15 protein-coding genes are annotated in these 15,821 nt (G+C 59.8%); 9 read left to right on the forward strand and 6 right to left on the reverse strand.

The genetic code is table 11. The annotated features are described in order from the left end of the window. Positions 1-3 precede the first annotated feature (3 nt). Positions 4-999 carry a metalloregulator ArsR/SmtB family transcription factor gene (locus PSEUDOMOFG3G_RS27105; RefSeq protein ID WP_047230413.1) on the reverse strand — a complete coding sequence of 332 codons (996 nt, stop codon included), beginning with the start codon at positions 997-999 and terminating at the stop codon, positions 4-6. A 257-nt stretch (positions 1,000-1,256) separates the two neighbouring features. Between PSEUDOMOFG3G_RS27105 and tkt the strand changes: the two genes are divergently transcribed. The 6 genes from tkt to fba all read left to right on the forward strand — a co-directional run bounded on the left by tkt (position 1,257) and on the right by fba (position 7,613). Next, positions 1,257-3,254 (forward strand): transketolase, encoded by a 1,998-nt coding sequence (gene tkt, locus PSEUDOMOFG3G_RS27110; RefSeq protein WP_047230412.1) that lies wholly within the window; start codon positions 1,257-1,259, stop codon positions 3,252-3,254. A 148-nt stretch (positions 3,255-3,402) separates the two neighbouring features. Beyond that, positions 3,403-4,458: an erythrose-4-phosphate dehydrogenase gene (gene epd / locus PSEUDOMOFG3G_RS27115; RefSeq protein WP_139048964.1), complete on the forward strand. Its 1,056-nt coding sequence runs from the start codon at positions 3,403-3,405 to the stop codon at positions 4,456-4,458. A gap of 24 nt (positions 4,459-4,482) precedes the next feature. Further along, complete coding sequence (locus PSEUDOMOFG3G_RS27120) at positions 4,483-5,646, forward strand: phosphoglycerate kinase (RefSeq protein WP_139048965.1); 1,164 nt, start codon at positions 4,483-4,485, stop codon at positions 5,644-5,646. A 31-nt stretch (positions 5,647-5,677) separates the two neighbouring features. Then, entirely contained in the window at positions 5,678-5,902 is a 225-nt protein-coding gene (locus PSEUDOMOFG3G_RS27125) for a hypothetical protein (RefSeq protein WP_139048966.1), read from the forward strand. Positions 5,903-5,967: 65 nt separating this feature from the next. Continuing rightward, a complete protein-coding gene (locus tag PSEUDOMOFG3G_RS27130; RefSeq protein WP_047230408.1) occupies positions 5,968-6,303 on the forward strand; it encodes an MliC family protein in 336 nt (111 codons plus the stop codon). Between the two features lie 245 nt (positions 6,304-6,548). Further along, positions 6,549-7,613, forward strand: coding sequence for a class II fructose-bisphosphate aldolase (fba, locus tag PSEUDOMOFG3G_RS27135; protein WP_003177554.1), 1,065 nt, complete (start codon positions 6,549-6,551; stop codon positions 7,611-7,613). Between the two features lie 925 nt (positions 7,614-8,538). Here fba and PSEUDOMOFG3G_RS27140 read toward each other — a convergent pair. The 4 genes from PSEUDOMOFG3G_RS27140 to PSEUDOMOFG3G_RS27155 form a co-directional block, all read right to left on the reverse strand. Next, entirely contained in the window at positions 8,539-8,823 is a 285-nt protein-coding gene (locus PSEUDOMOFG3G_RS27140) for a fructose-bisphosphate aldolase (RefSeq protein ID WP_139048968.1), read from the reverse strand. 502 nt (positions 8,824-9,325) lie between these two features. Then, the gene (locus PSEUDOMOFG3G_RS27145) at positions 9,326-9,994 is read right to left on the reverse strand and encodes a polysaccharide lyase family 7 protein (RefSeq protein ID WP_139048969.1); all 669 of its coding nucleotides are present in this window, start codon (positions 9,992-9,994) and stop codon (positions 9,326-9,328) included. 294 nt (positions 9,995-10,288) lie between these two features. Next, positions 10,289-10,960, reverse strand: coding sequence for a polysaccharide lyase family 7 protein (locus PSEUDOMOFG3G_RS27150; protein ID WP_139048970.1), 672 nt, complete (start codon positions 10,958-10,960; stop codon positions 10,289-10,291). A gap of 281 nt (positions 10,961-11,241) precedes the next feature. Further along, complete coding sequence (locus PSEUDOMOFG3G_RS27155; RefSeq protein ID WP_076383385.1) at positions 11,242-11,907, reverse strand: polysaccharide lyase family 7 protein; 666 nt, start codon at positions 11,905-11,907, stop codon at positions 11,242-11,244. Positions 11,908-12,225: 318 nt separating this feature from the next. Here PSEUDOMOFG3G_RS27155 and PSEUDOMOFG3G_RS27160 point away from each other — a divergent pair, with 318 nt between their 5' ends. The 3 genes from PSEUDOMOFG3G_RS27160 to PSEUDOMOFG3G_RS27170 are packed head-to-tail and all read left to right on the forward strand — an operon-like array spanning position 12,226 to position 15,194. Then, positions 12,226-14,349 (forward strand): bifunctional diguanylate cyclase/phosphodiesterase, encoded by a 2,124-nt coding sequence (locus PSEUDOMOFG3G_RS27160; RefSeq protein WP_139048971.1) that lies wholly within the window; start codon positions 12,226-12,228, stop codon positions 14,347-14,349. A 40-nt stretch (positions 14,350-14,389) separates the two neighbouring features. Then, positions 14,390-14,893 carry a M48 family metallopeptidase gene (locus PSEUDOMOFG3G_RS27165; RefSeq protein ID WP_139049043.1) on the forward strand — a complete coding sequence of 168 codons (504 nt, stop codon included), beginning with the start codon at positions 14,390-14,392 and terminating at the stop codon, positions 14,891-14,893. 4 nt (positions 14,894-14,897) lie between these two features. Beyond that, positions 14,898-15,194: a helix-turn-helix domain-containing protein gene (locus tag PSEUDOMOFG3G_RS27170; protein WP_047230496.1), complete on the forward strand. Its 297-nt coding sequence runs from the start codon at positions 14,898-14,900 to the stop codon at positions 15,192-15,194. Between the two features lie 123 nt (positions 15,195-15,317). On the opposite strand, the gene PSEUDOMOFG3G_RS27175 is transcribed toward PSEUDOMOFG3G_RS27170, so the two are convergent. Next, positions 15,318-15,770, reverse strand: coding sequence for a GNAT family N-acetyltransferase (locus PSEUDOMOFG3G_RS27175; protein ID WP_139048972.1), 453 nt, complete (start codon positions 15,768-15,770; stop codon positions 15,318-15,320). Positions 15,771-15,821 lie beyond the last annotated feature (51 nt).

Here is a 15,821-nt window from a genome sequence, read left to right on the forward strand (position 1 = left end):
AAGTTACCGATGGTGAGTGTCGCCAGCCGGTCGCTGAAAATGGCGGACCTGGATCTGGAAACCATTACGTAAGCCCACATAGAGGCTTTCCCCGGGCACGAGGCCCGCAGCGGTGGCCCAACGGGCCAGATCGTCCTGTTCAAACCCCAGCCAGAGATCACCGCAGGCCTCCTTGGCCCAACTCTGGTTGTGGCTGCATAACTCTGTCACTAACAGGCTACCGCCCGGTTGCAGCAAGTCGGCCATGTGCTTGAGCGCATCGGCCGGCGCGGCGAAATGGTGAAGCACCATGTTCAATACAACACAATCGGCCTGCAGGCTCACACCATTCAAGGCATCGGCCAGTTGCAGGCTGACATTAGCCAGTGTTTCACGTTCGCACACCTGGCGTGCCAGCTCGAGCATGGCCGGGCTGTTGTCCAGCGCCGTCACTTGGCTGAAACGCCGCGCCAGCTCCGGCAGAAACGCACCGTCGCCAGGGCCGACTTCAATGGCCGTGGCGGTGGGCTCGAATCCCAGTTTGTCGAGCAGCGCCACGACGCTTTCACGGTATTGCGGCAACCCGGCAATCAGGTCCTGCTGGGCGCGAAACTTCTCGGCCACCCGGGCGAAAAAATCCTGGCTGGCAGCGGCTCGCTGCCCGTGTACCTGGGCGATGCGGGCCTGCACGTCTGCCGGCAGGTCCAGCTCATCCACCTCTTCGAGCAACGCGGCATGCAGCTTGCCGCCCAGCAGATCGGTATGGGGCAGGGCGCGGCGGTAAAAAATCGCATTGCCTTCACGACGGGTCGCCACCAGGTCGGCCTGGGCCAGGACCTTGAGGTGGTGGCTCATGCCGGATTGACCGATGCCGAAGATCTGCGCCAGTTCCAGCACGCCGAACGAATCGTTGGCCAAGGCGCGCAATACATTGAGCCGCAGCGGATCGCCGCCGGCCTTGCAAAGGGCCGCCAGCTCATCGCAATCGTCATGGCGAATGGAAGGCACGCGTAAATTCATAGGGCGGCAGTCTAGTGAGGGGTATGGATCACCGCAAGGTCAATATCAAAAAGTTTTGATATTGCTCGATAAATGGCACTTCCCAAGGTGTGCTCGACTCTACAAACCTTCAGCGGAAAGGTTTCACCTGGCGAATGCGACTTTATCCACCGGAAAAAAGCCTCTGGATGACTATCTGTCATTGCCCCGGGGCGGGTGGGTGAGGGAAAATGCTCGCCTTTTTTCAGTTTCACAATTCAAAACCCAGGAGATCAGCGATGCCCAGCCGTCGTGAGCGTGCCAATGCCATCCGTGCACTCAGCATGGATGCCGTGCAAAAAGCCAACAGCGGCCATCCCGGTGCCCCTATGGGTATGGCGGATATCGCCGAGGTGCTTTGGCGCGACTACCTCAAGCACAGCCCGAGCAACCCGTCGTTTGCCGACCGTGACCGCTTCGTGCTGTCCAACGGCCACGGCTCGATGTTGATCTATTCGTTGCTGCACCTGACCGGTTATGACCTGTCGATCGATGACCTGAAGAATTTCCGCCAGTTGCACAGCCGCACTCCGGGCCACCCGGAATATGGCTACACCCCAGGCGTGGAAACCACCACCGGTCCACTGGGCCAAGGCCTGGCCAACGCCGTGGGCTTTGCCCTGGCGGAAAAAGTCCTGGCGGCGCAGTTCAATCGCCCAGGCCACAACGTTGTCGATCACCACACCTACGTGTTCCTGGGTGATGGCTGCATGATGGAAGGCATTTCCCACGAAGTCGCCTCCCTGGCCGGCACCTTGGGCCTGAACAAGCTGATCGCTTTCTACGATGACAACGGCATTTCCATCGACGGCGAAGTCGAAGGCTGGTTCACCGACGACACCCCCAAGCGTTTCGAAGCCTACAACTGGCTGGTCATCCGCAATGTCGACGGCCACGACCCGGAAGAAATCAAGACCGCCATCGAGACGGCGCGCAAGAGCGCCCAGCCGACCCTGATCTGCTGCAAGACCACCATCGGTTTCGGTTCGCCCAACAAACAAGGCAAGGAAGACTGCCACGGCGCGCCACTGGGCGCCGAGGAAATCGCCCTGACCCGCGCTGCGTTGAAGTGGGAACACGGTCCGTTCGAAATCCCGGCCGACATTTATGCCGAGTGGGACGCCAAGGAAAAAGGCCGTGCCGCCGAAGCCGAGTGGGACCAGCGCTTTGCCGCCTACTCCGCGCAATTCCCTGAGCTGGCCAATGAACTGGTCCGTCGCCTCAGCGGTGAGCTGCCTGCCGATTTCGCTGAAAAAGCCTCGGCTTACATCGCTGAAGTCGCCGCCAAAGGCGAAACCATTGCCAGCCGCAAGGCCAGCCAGAACACCCTCAACGCTTTTGGCCCGCTGCTGCCGGAGCTGCTCGGCGGTTCGGCCGACCTGGCCGGTTCCAACCTGACCTTGTGGAAGGGCTGCAAAGGCGTCAGCGCCGAAGATGCCAGCGGCAACTACATGTACTACGGTGTTCGTGAGTTCGGCATGAGCGCGATCATGAACGGTGTGGCTCTGCACGGCGGCCTGGTGCCTTACGGCGCTACCTTCCTGATGTTCATGGAATACGCCCGCAACGCAGTGCGCATGTCGGCCCTGATGAAGAAGCGCGTGCTTTATGTGTTCACCCACGACTCCATCGGCCTGGGCGAAGACGGCCCGACTCACCAGCCGATCGAGCAACTGGCAAGCCTGCGCTGCACGCCGAACCTGGACACCTGGCGCCCATGTGACGCCGTGGAATCGGCAGTGGCCTGGAAATACGCCATCGAGCGTAACGACGGTCCATCGGCGCTGATCTTCTCCCGCCAGAACCTGCAGCACCAGAACCGCGATGCCGACCAGATCGGTGACATCACCCGCGGCGGCTATGTGCTCAAGGACTGCATTGGCGAGCCTGAACTGATCCTGATCGCCACCGGCTCCGAAGTCGGCCTGGCCGTCCAGGCCTACGACAAACTGACCGCGCAGGGCCGCAACGTACGTGTGGTGTCCATGCCGTGCACCAGCGTGTTCGATGCCCAGGACGCCGGCTATAAGCAAGCGGTATTGCCGTTGCAAGTCAGCGCCCGGATCGCCATCGAAGCCGCTCACGCCGATTACTGGTACAAGTACGTCGGCCTGGAAGGTCGCGTGATCGGCATGACCACCTACGGCGAATCGGCGCCTGCGCCGGCGTTGTTCGAGGAGTTCGGCTTTACCCTGGAAAACATTCTGGGTCAGGCTGAAGAGCTGTTGGAAGACTGATCCGAAGTCGCGTCGTCCGGGCTGACGCCATCGCGAGCAAGCTCGCTCCCACAAGGATCTCCACCGACCCTGTGGGAGCGAGCTTGCTCGCGATGGCGATGGCTCAGGCAACGCTGCCCTGATGGATTCACCCAAGTCAGAGAACCCCATGCCCCAACCGCGTCCCTACAAAGTTGCACTCAACGGCTACGGCCGGATTGGTCGTTGCGTCTTGCGTGCGTTGTTCGAGCGAGGGGCCAAGGCCGGGTTCGAGATTGTGGCGATCAACGATCTGGCCGACATGGCCAGCATCGAATACCTGACACGCTTTGACTCCACCCACGGCCGGTTTCCGGGCGAGGTGCGGATCGAGGGCGATTGTCTGCACATTAATGGCGATTGCGTGAAAGTCCTGCGCAGTGCCACTCCCGAAGGTATCGATTGGGCATCCTTGGGTGTCGACCTGGTGCTTGAATGCTCGGGCGCCTACAACACCCGTGAAGATGGCCAGCGCTTCATCGCGGCCGGCGCGCCGCGGGTGTTGTTCTCCCAGCCGATGGCCAGCGAAGCGGATGTCGACGCGACCATTGTCTACGGCGTGAACCAGGATTGCCTGAGCGGCGACGAGCTGTTGGTGTCCAACGCGTCCTGCACCACTAACTGCGGCGTGCCGCTGCTGCGCCTGCTGGACCAGGCCATTGGCCTGGAATACGTGTCGATCACCACCATTCACTCGGCGATGAACGATCAACCTGTGATCGACGCCTATCACCATGAAGACTTGCGGCGGACCCGTTCGGCGTTCCAGTCGGTGATTCCGGTGTCCACTGGTCTGGCGCGCGGCATTGAACGGCTGCTGCCGGAACTTGCGGGGCGAATTCAGGCCAAAGCCGTGCGGGTGCCGACGGTCAACGTGTCCTGCCTCGACATCACTATGCAGACCGTGAGCGATACCGACGCCACCGAGGTCAACCGGATCTTGCGCGAAGCCGCCACCAGCGGTCCGCTCAAAGGCCTTCTGGCTTACACCGAGTTGCCCCATGCCAGCTGTGATTTTAACCATGACCCACATTCGGCCATCGTCGATGCCAGCCAGACCCGGGTTTCCGGGCCACGGCTTGTGAACATCCTGGCTTGGTTCGACAACGAATGGGGGTTTGCCAACCGAATGCTGGACGTTGCCGAGCATTACCTGCAAACCGCTTCTAAAAAACCTGCTCTCTAAACAGTTACCCAGGAATTGCGACCCATGACCGTGTTGAAGATGTCCGACCTCGATCTGCAAGGTAAGCGCGTACTGATCCGCGAAGATCTCAACGTCCCCGTCAAGGACGGTGTTGTCACCAGCGACGCGCGTATCCTGGCTTCGCTGCCGACCATCAAGCTGGCCCTGGAAAAAGGCGCGGCCGTGATGGTCTGCTCCCACCTGGGCCGTCCGACCGAAGGCGAATTCTCGGCGGAAAACAGCCTCAAGCCGGTCGCCGCTTACCTGAGCAAAGCCTTGGGCCGTGACGTACCGCTGGTGGCTGACTACCTGGGCGGTGTGGACGTGAAGGCCGGCGATGTCGTGCTGTTCGAAAACGTGCGCTTCAATAAAGGCGAGAAAAAGAACGCTGACGAACTGGCCAAGCAGTATGCAGCCCTGTGCGACGTGTTTGTGATGGACGCGTTCGGCACCGCCCACCGCGCCGAGGGCTCGACCCACGGCGTGGCGAAGTTCGCTAAAGTGGCCGCTGCTGGCCCGCTGCTGGCCGCCGAACTGGACGCACTGGGCAAGGCCCTGGGCTCCCCGGCCCAGCCGATGGCTGCCATTGTTGCCGGCTCCAAGGTCTCCACCAAGCTCGACGTGCTTAACAGCCTGAGCCAGGTGTGCAACCAGTTGATCGTCGGCGGCGGCATTGCCAACACCTTCCTTGCTGCGGCCGGTCACCCGGTCGGCAAATCCCTGTACGAGCCGGACCTGCTGGACACCGCCCGGGAAATCGCCGCCAAGGTCAGCGTGCCGTTGCCGGTGGACGTGGTGGTCGCCAAGGAATTTGCCGAAGGCGCCACCGCCACCGTCAAGCTGATCGCTGACGTGGCCGAAGACGACATGATCCTCGACATTGGCCCCCAAACCGCAGCCAATTTCGCCGAACTGTTGAAATCTTCCAAGACTATCCTGTGGAACGGTCCGGTCGGCGTGTTCGAGTTCGACCAGTTTGGCAACGGCACCAAAGTGCTGGCCCAGGCCATCGCCGAGAGTGACGCTTTCTCCATCGCTGGCGGCGGCGACACCCTGGCGGCGATCGATAAATATGGCGTGGCCGAGCAGATCTCCTACATTTCTACCGGCGGCGGTGCGTTCCTCGAATTCGTCGAAGGCAAAGTACTGCCAGCCGTGGAAGTCCTGGAAAGCCGGGCCAAGGCCTGAGGTTTCGTTGACCAGGCAAAGGAGTGTTGTGATGGTCAAGACGTTGGCGCTTTTATTGCTGACCGCATCCCTGGCCGCTTGCGGGAGCCACCCGCAAGCCGCACCGGAAGCGGTCACTCCCAGCGAGCCGAAAACAGGTTGCTACCAGGCCGAGTGGCAGGCCGAAACCAACCCGGTGCTCAATAAGCGTTCCGGGCCGGACGGCCTGGACAAATACGAGACGCAGGTCCCGGCCAAGGAACATGGTTGCCCTTGACGGGTCTGACTCATTAACTCATTAACTCATGGCTGGCGGCTTGCGCTGTCAGTCGAGGAACACGGATGAAAGGCTTTATCGCCGTTGTGGCGCTGGCAATGCTGGCCGGTTGTGCGCAGCTGGATCGGTTTCGTTCGTCCGAGCCTGTGGTAGAGGGCTGGACAACCTGGACCTGTGACAGTCAGGCCAAGGTGCTGTGGCGCTATACCGATGACACCCGCAAGGAAGTCGACGTTCGCCTCGGCGGTGCCGAGCAGGTCTATCACCTGAAGGAAGAGCCGGGCGCATCGGGTACGCTGTACAGCGACGACATGCTGGCGTTTCACGTCAAAGGTGAGGAAGGCCTGGTTTACTGGGTCGCCACCAATGACTTGATTGGCCGGGGCTGCAAGGCTGACTGATTCAATAGAGATCCAATGTGGGAGCGAGCCTGCTCGCGATAGCGATGTATCAGGCATCAGTGATGTTGACTGTCGGGCCCTCATCGCGAGCAGGCTCGCTCCCACAGGGGCCTCTTATAGTTTCGAGATTTTGTTTCACCGAACACACAGGCCGGACCCACCCCCGACCTGCAATGACTTGAATAGCCGCCGCCGCTCCGGCAGGCTGGCACGATTAACGACCCTCGACCGGGAGAGACACACTAATGGCACTTATCAGCATGCGTCAGATGCTGGACCACGCAGCCGAGTTCGGCTACGGCGTCCCAGCCTTTAACGTCAACAACCTTGAGCAGATGCGCGCCATCATGGAAGCCGCTGACAAGACTGACTCCCCGGTGATCGTCCAGGCTTCGGCCGGCGCTCGCAAATACGCCGGCGCGCCATTCCTGCGTCACCTGATCCTGGCTGCCATCGAAGAATTCCCGCACATCCCGGTGTGCATGCACCAGGACCACGGCACCAGCCCTGACGTCTGCCAGCGCTCCATCCAACTGGGCTTCAGCTCGGTCATGATGGATGGCTCGCTGGGCGAAGACGGCAAGACCCCGACCGACTACGAATACAACGTGCGTGTCACCCAGCAGACCGTCGCCATGGCCCATGCCTGCGGCGTCTCGGTGGAAGGCGAACTGGGTTGCCTGGGCTCGCTGGAAACCGGCATGGCCGGTGAAGAAGACGGCATCGGCGCCGAAGGCGTGCTGGATCACAGCCAGATGCTGACCGACCCGGAAGAAGCCGCGGACTTCGTCAAGAAGACCCAGGTCGACGCCCTGGCCATCGCCATCGGCACCAGCCACGGCGCCTACAAGTTCACCAAGCCGCCTACCGGCGACGTGCTGGCCATCGACCGCATCAAGGAAATCCACAAACGCATTCCCAACACTCACCTGGTGATGCACGGTTCTTCCTCGGTTCCGCAAGAGTGGCTGGCGATCATCAACCAGTACGGCGGCGACATCAAAGAAACCTACGGCGTGCCGGTTGAAGAAATCGTCGAAGGTATCAAGTACGGCGTGCGCAAGGTCAACATCGACACCGACCTGCGCCTGGCCTCTACCGGTGCTATGCGTCGTTTGATGGCGACCAATCCGAGCGAGTTTGATCCGCGTAAGTTCTTCGGTGCGACCGTGACGGCGATGCGTGATGTGTGTATTGCGCGTTACGAAGCTTTCGGTACTGCGGGTAATGCTTCGAAGATCAAGCCGATCTCGTTGGAAGCGATGTATCAGCGGTATTTGAAGGGTGAGTTGAACGCTAAGGTTAACTAAGGCTTCAGCGTTGTGGTTGTGAGAAAACCCGCAGTGATGCGGGTTTTTTTATGTGTGGGATTTGTGTGTATATCCGTTTTTTGGGTAACGGCTGCTTATGGTTCCCCCCTTACGGCGGGTCACTTTCGAAGAGCGCGAAAGTAACCAAAGCGCTCCTGCCCCACCACTCGGTGCCTCGCCTAGGCTCGGCATGCCCGAACGCAGGCATTGCTCCGTGGGCCCGCCGCGAAGGGCCATCCATGGCCCAGCGCGGCTATCCCGGCATCCATGCCGAGGTGCCCACTCCACAATACCTGCGTTCGGCCAGCGTGGTTAACGGGGCCCCCAGATCAAAATCAAAAGCGAGGCGGCCTGATAGCCGACCTGGCTCTTGCGGGTGTACTCCAATCCAATTGTGGGAGCGAGCCTGCTCGCGATAGCGGTAATTCAGTTGCACAGAAGTTGGATTTACTGCCGTCATCGCGAGCAGGCTCGCTCCCACAGGAGAAACGCGATCAATCAAAAAACAGGTCGGCTATAAGGCCGCCTCGCGGAGGACTTTGATCTCGGCGCCCCGTTAACCACGCTGGCCGAACGCAGGTGTTGCGTAGTGGGCACCTCGGCATGGATGCCGAGGTAGCCGCGCTGGGCCATGGATGGCCCTTCGCGGCGGGCCCACGGAGCAATGCCGGAGTGAGGGCACACCGAGCCTAAGCGAGGTGCCGAGTGGTGGGGCAGGAGCGCTTTGGTTGCTTTCGCCTGGGCCGGCTTCCGGATTTTCGAAAGTGACCCGCTGTAAGAGCGGAACCCTAAGTGGCCGTTACCGCAGCAACGGATATACACACAGATCTTGATAGCGCCGTGTCAGCCAACATCTCTGCCGCTGACCCAGCGCTATCGCGAGCAAGCTCGCTCCCACAGGGGATCATCTCCCGCCGGGAGGGCTTTATTGGTCTTCGAGGCCGCGTTGTTCAATGACGCCGAACACATCGGTGACATCCTGAACCAGGATCCGGGCGACATTGGTGAGGGTATTGAGGTCGCTGGAGGCCGAATCGCGCAGGGTGGCGCAGGCCATGAGCGTCAAGTAGTCGAGCGTGGCATGCAGGCGTTCGCTGGCACAGGCGTGAAGCTCGCTCAGTGGGACGGTTTTATCGATGAACAGGACGGGTTGGGTGGTGGCGATCGGGGTCAAGGGCGTGAAGCGGCTAATCGATTGATGCATGGTCATAGATGAAATTCCCTATAGAAAAAGAATTGCCACCTTTTTGCTGCGAAACAAAGTGGGTGGCAGCTACGCGCGGGTTCGCAGACCGAGAATGACCAAACCCGGCAGACCCAAAGGCCTCCCGCGCGCAACCGCCATAAAATGAACGTCGGCAATTCTGCCTGAGTTTTCATTTTGCGGTGCAAAGTCATTGTTCTCTGTCGGGCTGCGAAACCCGTGCCCCGCTGACCAAAGCCAGCAGACGAACCCGAACTATAGAGGAGATTTTCGAGCCCAAAATCGACCTGTAGGACGCACCGCGCCCACGTGGCGAGGGAGCTTGCTCCCGCTCGGGCGCGCAGCCGCTGCAAAACTTGGGTATGTGCTAGGTCTGACGAAAAGAGGGGACTGCTTCGCAGTCCAGCGGGAGCAAGCTCCCTCGCCACGGTGGGCGAATTCCTACGAAATTTACAGACGGCCAGGCGAGCAGCATTCCGTTGCTGCTGTGGCGCCTGAAGCACCGTGGTCAGGTGTTGTGATCGATATCCAGCTTGCTGAACGTCACTTTCCCGCCTTCGCTGGTATAGCCCGTATTGTCTTGCACATACACGCCAGCCTTGAAATACAGCGGCTTGACCTTCCATTTGGCGCTCATGGTGGTGTACCAGCTACGACCCGCCGCGGTGATGCCCAGGTCGCCGGTACGATCAAGATGGATCCGGTAAGAAAAGGACCGATCAAGCTTCACCCCCGTGGCAACGGTAATGACCCGGCCGTCGTCGTCATCGGGGCGCATGCGCACTTTGGCGACGATGTTGCCGGTCTTGCTGTCGTCCTTGTACTGGTATTCCAATTTCAGCATGGGTTTGTTGCTGTCCTTGGCGTGGATCTGACCGATCACGATCTTGCCGCTGCTGGGCACCTGATTGACTGCCAGGGTCGCCTGCAGATAGTTGTCGGCGTCGGGGTACAGCCAGTTGCGCAAGGTGCCGTCTTTATAGGTTTCCCGCAGCTCGCTGCGCGGGTATATGGCGTTTTCCGTCTTGGCGCCGGTCACCGGTGCCCAGAAATACACCGTCTGGCCTTCAGAGTTGAAATATTTGTTCTTGAAACCGTCCACCAGTCGAGGGGTTTCGATGGTTTTGGGTGGGCTTCCCTCGGGGATGCTCAAGTTCCAGGTTGCAAGATCGACCATGTGCGGGCCCTTTCTACGGAATGAATATGTTGCAAGATCCAGCCGGAGGCTCTAGCCAGCGCTTTATGACGCATCCCGAGAAACGCGGGGGATCGAATTTTCATATCCGTCCGGCGGGGGGTTGGCGTCAACTGTCCGTCAGAGTGGTGTTTGCCGCTTTGGTGCCCGAGGACGACGACCGTTAGTCGGGCAATTCGAATTTTTTTTGAACGATGGCGCTATGGCATCGGTGTCGATGTGGGTCACGTTCGAAGGGAGCAGCGTCCATGCTGCGGTATGCCAGGGGAAATACCCTTATCGAACGGTGTGATGAATTTCCAGCATGCTGAACGTCACTTTTCCACCTTCAGTGGTGTAGCCGGTGTTGTCCTGCACGTAGACCCCGGCTTTGAAATACAACGGCTTGTCCTTCCAGTCCGGGCTTACCGTGGTTCTCCAGTTGTAACCCGCCGCGCTGATGCCCAGCGCGCCCTTCGGACTGAGGTGAATCTGGTAGGAAAATCTGCGATCAAGTTGCACGCCTGTGGCGATGGTGATGACTTGGCCTGACGCATCATCGGGGCGTAGTCGGACTTTGGCGACGATGTTGCCGGTGGAGCTGTAGGCCTTGTATTGGTATTCCAGTTTCACCATGGGCCGGGTGCTGTCTTTGGCGTGGATCTGGCCGATCACGAGCTTGCCGGTGCTGGGCACCTGGTTGACGGTCAAGGTGGCGCGCAGCTTGTTGTCTGCCGCGGAGTAGAGCCAGTTGCGCAGGGTGCCGTCGCTGTAGGTTTCCCGCAGTTCGCTGCGCGGGTAAATGGCGTTGGCGGTCTTGGCACCGGTCACGGGAGCCCAAAAAAACAGGGTGCCGGTTTCGGCATTGAAATACTGGTCTTTGAACCCTTGCGCCAGTCTCGGCGTCTCGATGGTCGCCGGAGGGCTGCCTTCGGGAATGCTCAGATTCCAGGTGGTGAGGTCGATCATGGTCGGATCCTGCGTAACGAAAGTAAAAATGCTGAGAACCAAAGCGGGAGGCTCTACTCCAGGCACTTGGGGTGTGTTGATCACGCAGGAAGGAGTTTTTTTGAATGACCATCCGGCGGATGTTTGACGTCAATTGCCCGTCGAATAGGTCATTTGCAGCATCTGTGCCTGGAGAGAGAACCGTTAGTCGGCAGTTTCGAATTCGCCCTGAACGATTTCGCATTGATAGGGTCGCCTGGGCGGGCAGCGCTGCGTTGCTGCCATGGCGCCCTGCCAAGCGGCTAGATGTGATCGATATCCAGCAGGCTGAACGTCACGGTCCCGCCTTCGGTGGGATAACCGGTGTTGTCCTGCACGTACACGCCCGCCTTGAAGTACAGCGGCTTGTCGCTCCAAGTGGAGCTGATGGGGGAGCTCCACTGGTAACCCGCACCATTGATGGTCAGGACGCCGGCGGGGCTGAGGTGGATCAGGTAAGAGAAGGACTGATTGAGCTTTATGCCTGTGGCGATGGTGATGACCTGGCCCGATTCGTCGTCGGGACGCATGCGCACTTTGGCTACGATGTTGCCGGTGGAGCTGTAGGTTTTGTACTGGTACTCCAGTTTCACCATGGGGCTGGTGCTGTCTTTGGCGTGGATCTGGCCAATGACGAGCTTGCCAGTGCTGGGGACTTGGTTGACGGTCAGCGTGGCGGCCAGCTTGTTATCAGCCGCTGAGTACAACCAGTTGCGCTGGGTACCGTTGCTATAGGTTTCTCGCAGTTCGCTGCGTGGGTAAATCGCGTTGGCAGTCTTGGCGCCGGTGACCGGTGCCCAGAAAAACACCGTTCCGGAGTCGGCGTGGAAATACTGGTTCTGGAACCCCTGCACCAGTTGAGAGGTTTCGATGGTCGTTGGTGGGCTGCCTTCGGGGATGCTCAGGTTCCAGGTGGCGAGATCAATCATGGTCGGATCCTACGTAACGGAGTGAAAATGCTGAACGCCCAGCCAGAGGCTCTAGCTCAAGCTTTTCGGCGCATTGATCACGCAGGGGGAAATTTTCGATGACCGCCCAGCGAATGATTGACGTCAATTGTTCGTCGAAGGTGTCATTGCAGGTTTTGTGCCCGAGGTGGGTGACCGTTAGTCGGCTATTTTGGGCTTTGTCTGGATGATGGCGGGATGACACCTACTGCTTTTCAGAATCACGGTCTAGAGTGAGATCACAGTATTTGTCCGCCTTGCTACGTCAGGACGGACGTGACGCCCGATAAGAGAAGCAGCATGGAATGCGTGCAACCACCGCTTGGCGAAGACAGTTCCGTCCTTTTGATAGTTGATGATTACCCTGAAAACCTGCTCAGCATGCGAGCGTTGTTGCAGCGTCAGGACTGGAAGGTGATGACCGCGTCCTCGGGTGTCGAAGCCCTTAACCTTCTACTCGAACATGACATCGACCTGGTCCTGCTGGATGTGCAGATGCCCGACATGGACGGTTTTGAAGTAGCGCGTCTGATGCGCGGCAGCCAGCGGACACGGCTGACCCCGATCATTTTCCTGACCGCCAACGAGCAATCCCAGGATGCGGTGATCAAGGGCTACGCCAGCGGCGCCGTGGATTACCTGTTCAAACCATTCGATCCGCAGATTCTCAAGCCCAAGGTTCATGCCCTGCTCGAACACCAGCGCAATCGCCGGGCCTTGCAGCGCCTGAGCCAGGACCTGGAAGCCGCCAGGGCTTTCAACGCCTCGGTGCTGGATAACGCCGCCGAAGGCATCCTCGTGGTGGACGAAAGCGGGTGTATTCGCTTCGCCAATCCGTCTACCTGCCGCCTGCTTAATGCCACCGCCGAGCAGTTGCAGGGAATGCCGCTCTTGGATTTCCTGCAAAAACCCCACATCCCCGAGTGGGCCGGCTCCGATATCCATGTCGCCTACTGCCGGGGGCAGACCTGGCGCCTGCACGATGCGGTCTTGCGCACCGCGCCCGGCCAGCAGGTGTCGGTGGCCTTGTCTTGTGCGCCCCTGCCTGCGGAGCAGAAGGCCATGGTGGTAACGCTTCAGGACATGTCGGTGGTGCGTCACTTGCACCAGCAACTCGAATACCAGGCCGTCACTGACCCGCTGACCGGTCTGCTCAACCGCAGGGGGTTTTATCAGACAGCCGAAAACCTGCTGATGCGCAGCGAGCGGCTGGAAAGCAACTGGGTGCTGCTGTACCTGGATCTTGATGGCTTCAAACGGGTCAATGATTCGTTGGGCCATGATGCCGGTGACCGCGTGTTGCGCTGGGTGTCGGAACAACTGAAGGCGTGCCTGCGCCCGTTCGACATTCTGGCGCGTCTGGGCGGCGATGAGTTCACCGCCCTGCTGGATCTGGAGGTGCCCGAGCAAGCGGCCAAGATTGCCGAGAAACTCATCGAACGAGTGTCTATCTGCCAACAGATCGAGGGCATGGACGTAGCGCTGGGGGCCAGCATCGGCATCGCGACGTACCCCGATTGCGGCGCCAATCTCGACGGTCTGCTGCGCGCGTCCGACATCGCCATGTACGAGGCCAAGCGCGCTGGCCGTCAGCAATACCGTTTTTACGATCACGAAATGAACGGTCGAGCCCGTTCACGGCTGATGCTCGAAGAAAGTGTGCGCTCGGCCATCGAAAACCGCGATTTCAATATGGTCTACCAGCCCCAGGTGGCGGTTGGCGACGGGCGCATCCGTGGCTTCGAGGCGCTGTTGCGCTGGCAGCACCCCAGCGTCGGTGATGTGCCGCCGGGCTTGTTCCTGCCATTACTGGAAGAGGCCCGGTTGATCAGTCGGCTGGGGAGCTGGATTTATCATCGCAGCGCCGCCCAGCGTAAGGTCTGGGAGCGCTTGTTCGCTGATGATCTGGTACTGGGGGTGAGTCTGAGCAGCACCCAGTTCGGTTTGCCCAATCTGGTGACCGAATTGCGTCAGGTCCTGGAGCGACATGCCCTCAAACCCCGGCAACTTGAGGTCGAGGTGACGGAAGACGCACTGATGCGCAACCCCGACGAAACCCATAAACAACTGCGGCTGCTGCATAACCTGGGGGTGCGGGTGGCGTTGGATGATTTCGGTTCCGGGCCTTGCTCGCTGGCGCACCTGCGCGACCTGGAGCTCGATACCCTCAAGCTTGATCGACACCTGATCGCCCGTCTGCCGGATTCGCCCCGGGATGCGGCACTGGCGGCGTCGGTCATCGATTTGTGCAAGCAATTGGGGTTGCGGGTGATCGCCGAGGGCGTAGAGACGCCTGAGCAATATAAGTGGCTCAAGGCCCACGGCTGCGAATATGTGCAGGGGTTCCTGGTAGCGCGGCCCTTGATGGCCGAAGACACGGATGCCTTTGCCCGGCCATTTGACTGGAGCGCGATGCAGGTCTGAATTCGCTACACTGGCGGCTTTTGTGACTGTGTTGCCGCCGATGATCGCGCTCAAATACCTCCAGGCTTACCCCGCCGCCCTGCAAGCCCAAGTGCAGCAACTGATTGCCCAGGATCGGCTGGGCGACTACTTGCAGCAGCGCTACCCCGACCGGCATTCGGTCCAGAGCGACAAGGCCCTGTACGGTTATGCGCTGGATCTCAAGCAACAATACCTGCGTAACGCGCCCGCTATCGACAAGGTGCTGTTCGACAATCGCCTGGACCTGACTCACCGCGCCCTGGGCTTGCACACTGCCATTTCACGGGTGCAGGGCGGCAAGCTCAAGGCCAAGAAAGAAATTCGTATCGCTTCGCTGTTCAAGGACGCGGCACCTGAGTTTTTGAAAATGATCGTGGTGCACGAACTGGCCCACTTCAAGGAGTCGGACCACAACAAAGCCTTCTACCAACTCTGCGAGCACATGCTGCCGGGGTATCACCAGTTGGAATTCGACTTGCGGGTGTACCTGACCTGGCGCGATCTGCAACCCCCCAAGGAATGACCGAATGGACGTCAGCAAGACCAAAAGCAGCTTCTATCGTCGTTTGTATGTGGCGTACCTGATTGATAGCGGCGTGGCCAGCAACATTCCCGCGCTCACCGAAGTCACCGGCATGCCGCGACGCACCGCCCAGGACACCGTGGCAGCGCTGGCGGACCTGGATATCGTGTGTGAATTCGAGCAGCTAGAGGGTGCCCGTAACCATGCCGGGCATTATCGGATCCGTGATTGGGGGGCGATTGATCGGCGCTGGATCGAGGGGAATTTGCCGCGCATTAAAGCGGTGTTGGAGTATCCCTGAACATTGGCGGCGTCTGGGTCGGCGTTATCGCGAGCAGGCTCGCTCCCACATTGATCTGCAGTGGACATATGATTTATGTACCACGCAGATCCACTGGGAGCGAGCCTGCTCGCGAAGAGGGCATCAAGGCCGATGCATGCCAATGTGTGGAATCCCGTCTTCCATGTACTCGATACCCACCACTCCAAACCCATACCGCGAGTAATACCCCTGCAGATGCGCCTGTGCCGACAGTGAGATCGATGTACCGGGCCAGTGCTTCTCGGCCTGCTTGAGACCCTGTTCCATCAGTTTGTGGCCCAGCCCCTGTCCCCGTGCTTGGGGGGAGATGACCACGCGCCCGATGACCACGTCACTGTTTTGCGAGTGCGGATCGAGCAAGCGAAGGTAAGCCACCAGACGATTGTCCTGCCAGGCCATCAGGTGGCAGGTGTCGCCCTCCAGGTCCAGGCCGTCGACGTCCAGGTAGGGGCAATTCTGCTCCACGACGAATACTTCGGCGCGCAATTTGAGGATGGCGTACAGCTGTTCCTTGCTCAGGTCACTGTGATGTTTGCAGACCCAGTCGATATCCATTTTTTGAATTTCCTGAAGAACCTGATGCCGATATTAAGCGGGCTGGCTGCG

This window comes from Pseudomonas sp. FG-3G (genome assembly GCF_901007645.1).
In the GTDB taxonomy this organism is placed as follows: Bacteria; Pseudomonadota; Gammaproteobacteria; order Pseudomonadales; family Pseudomonadaceae; genus Aquipseudomonas; species Aquipseudomonas rhizophila.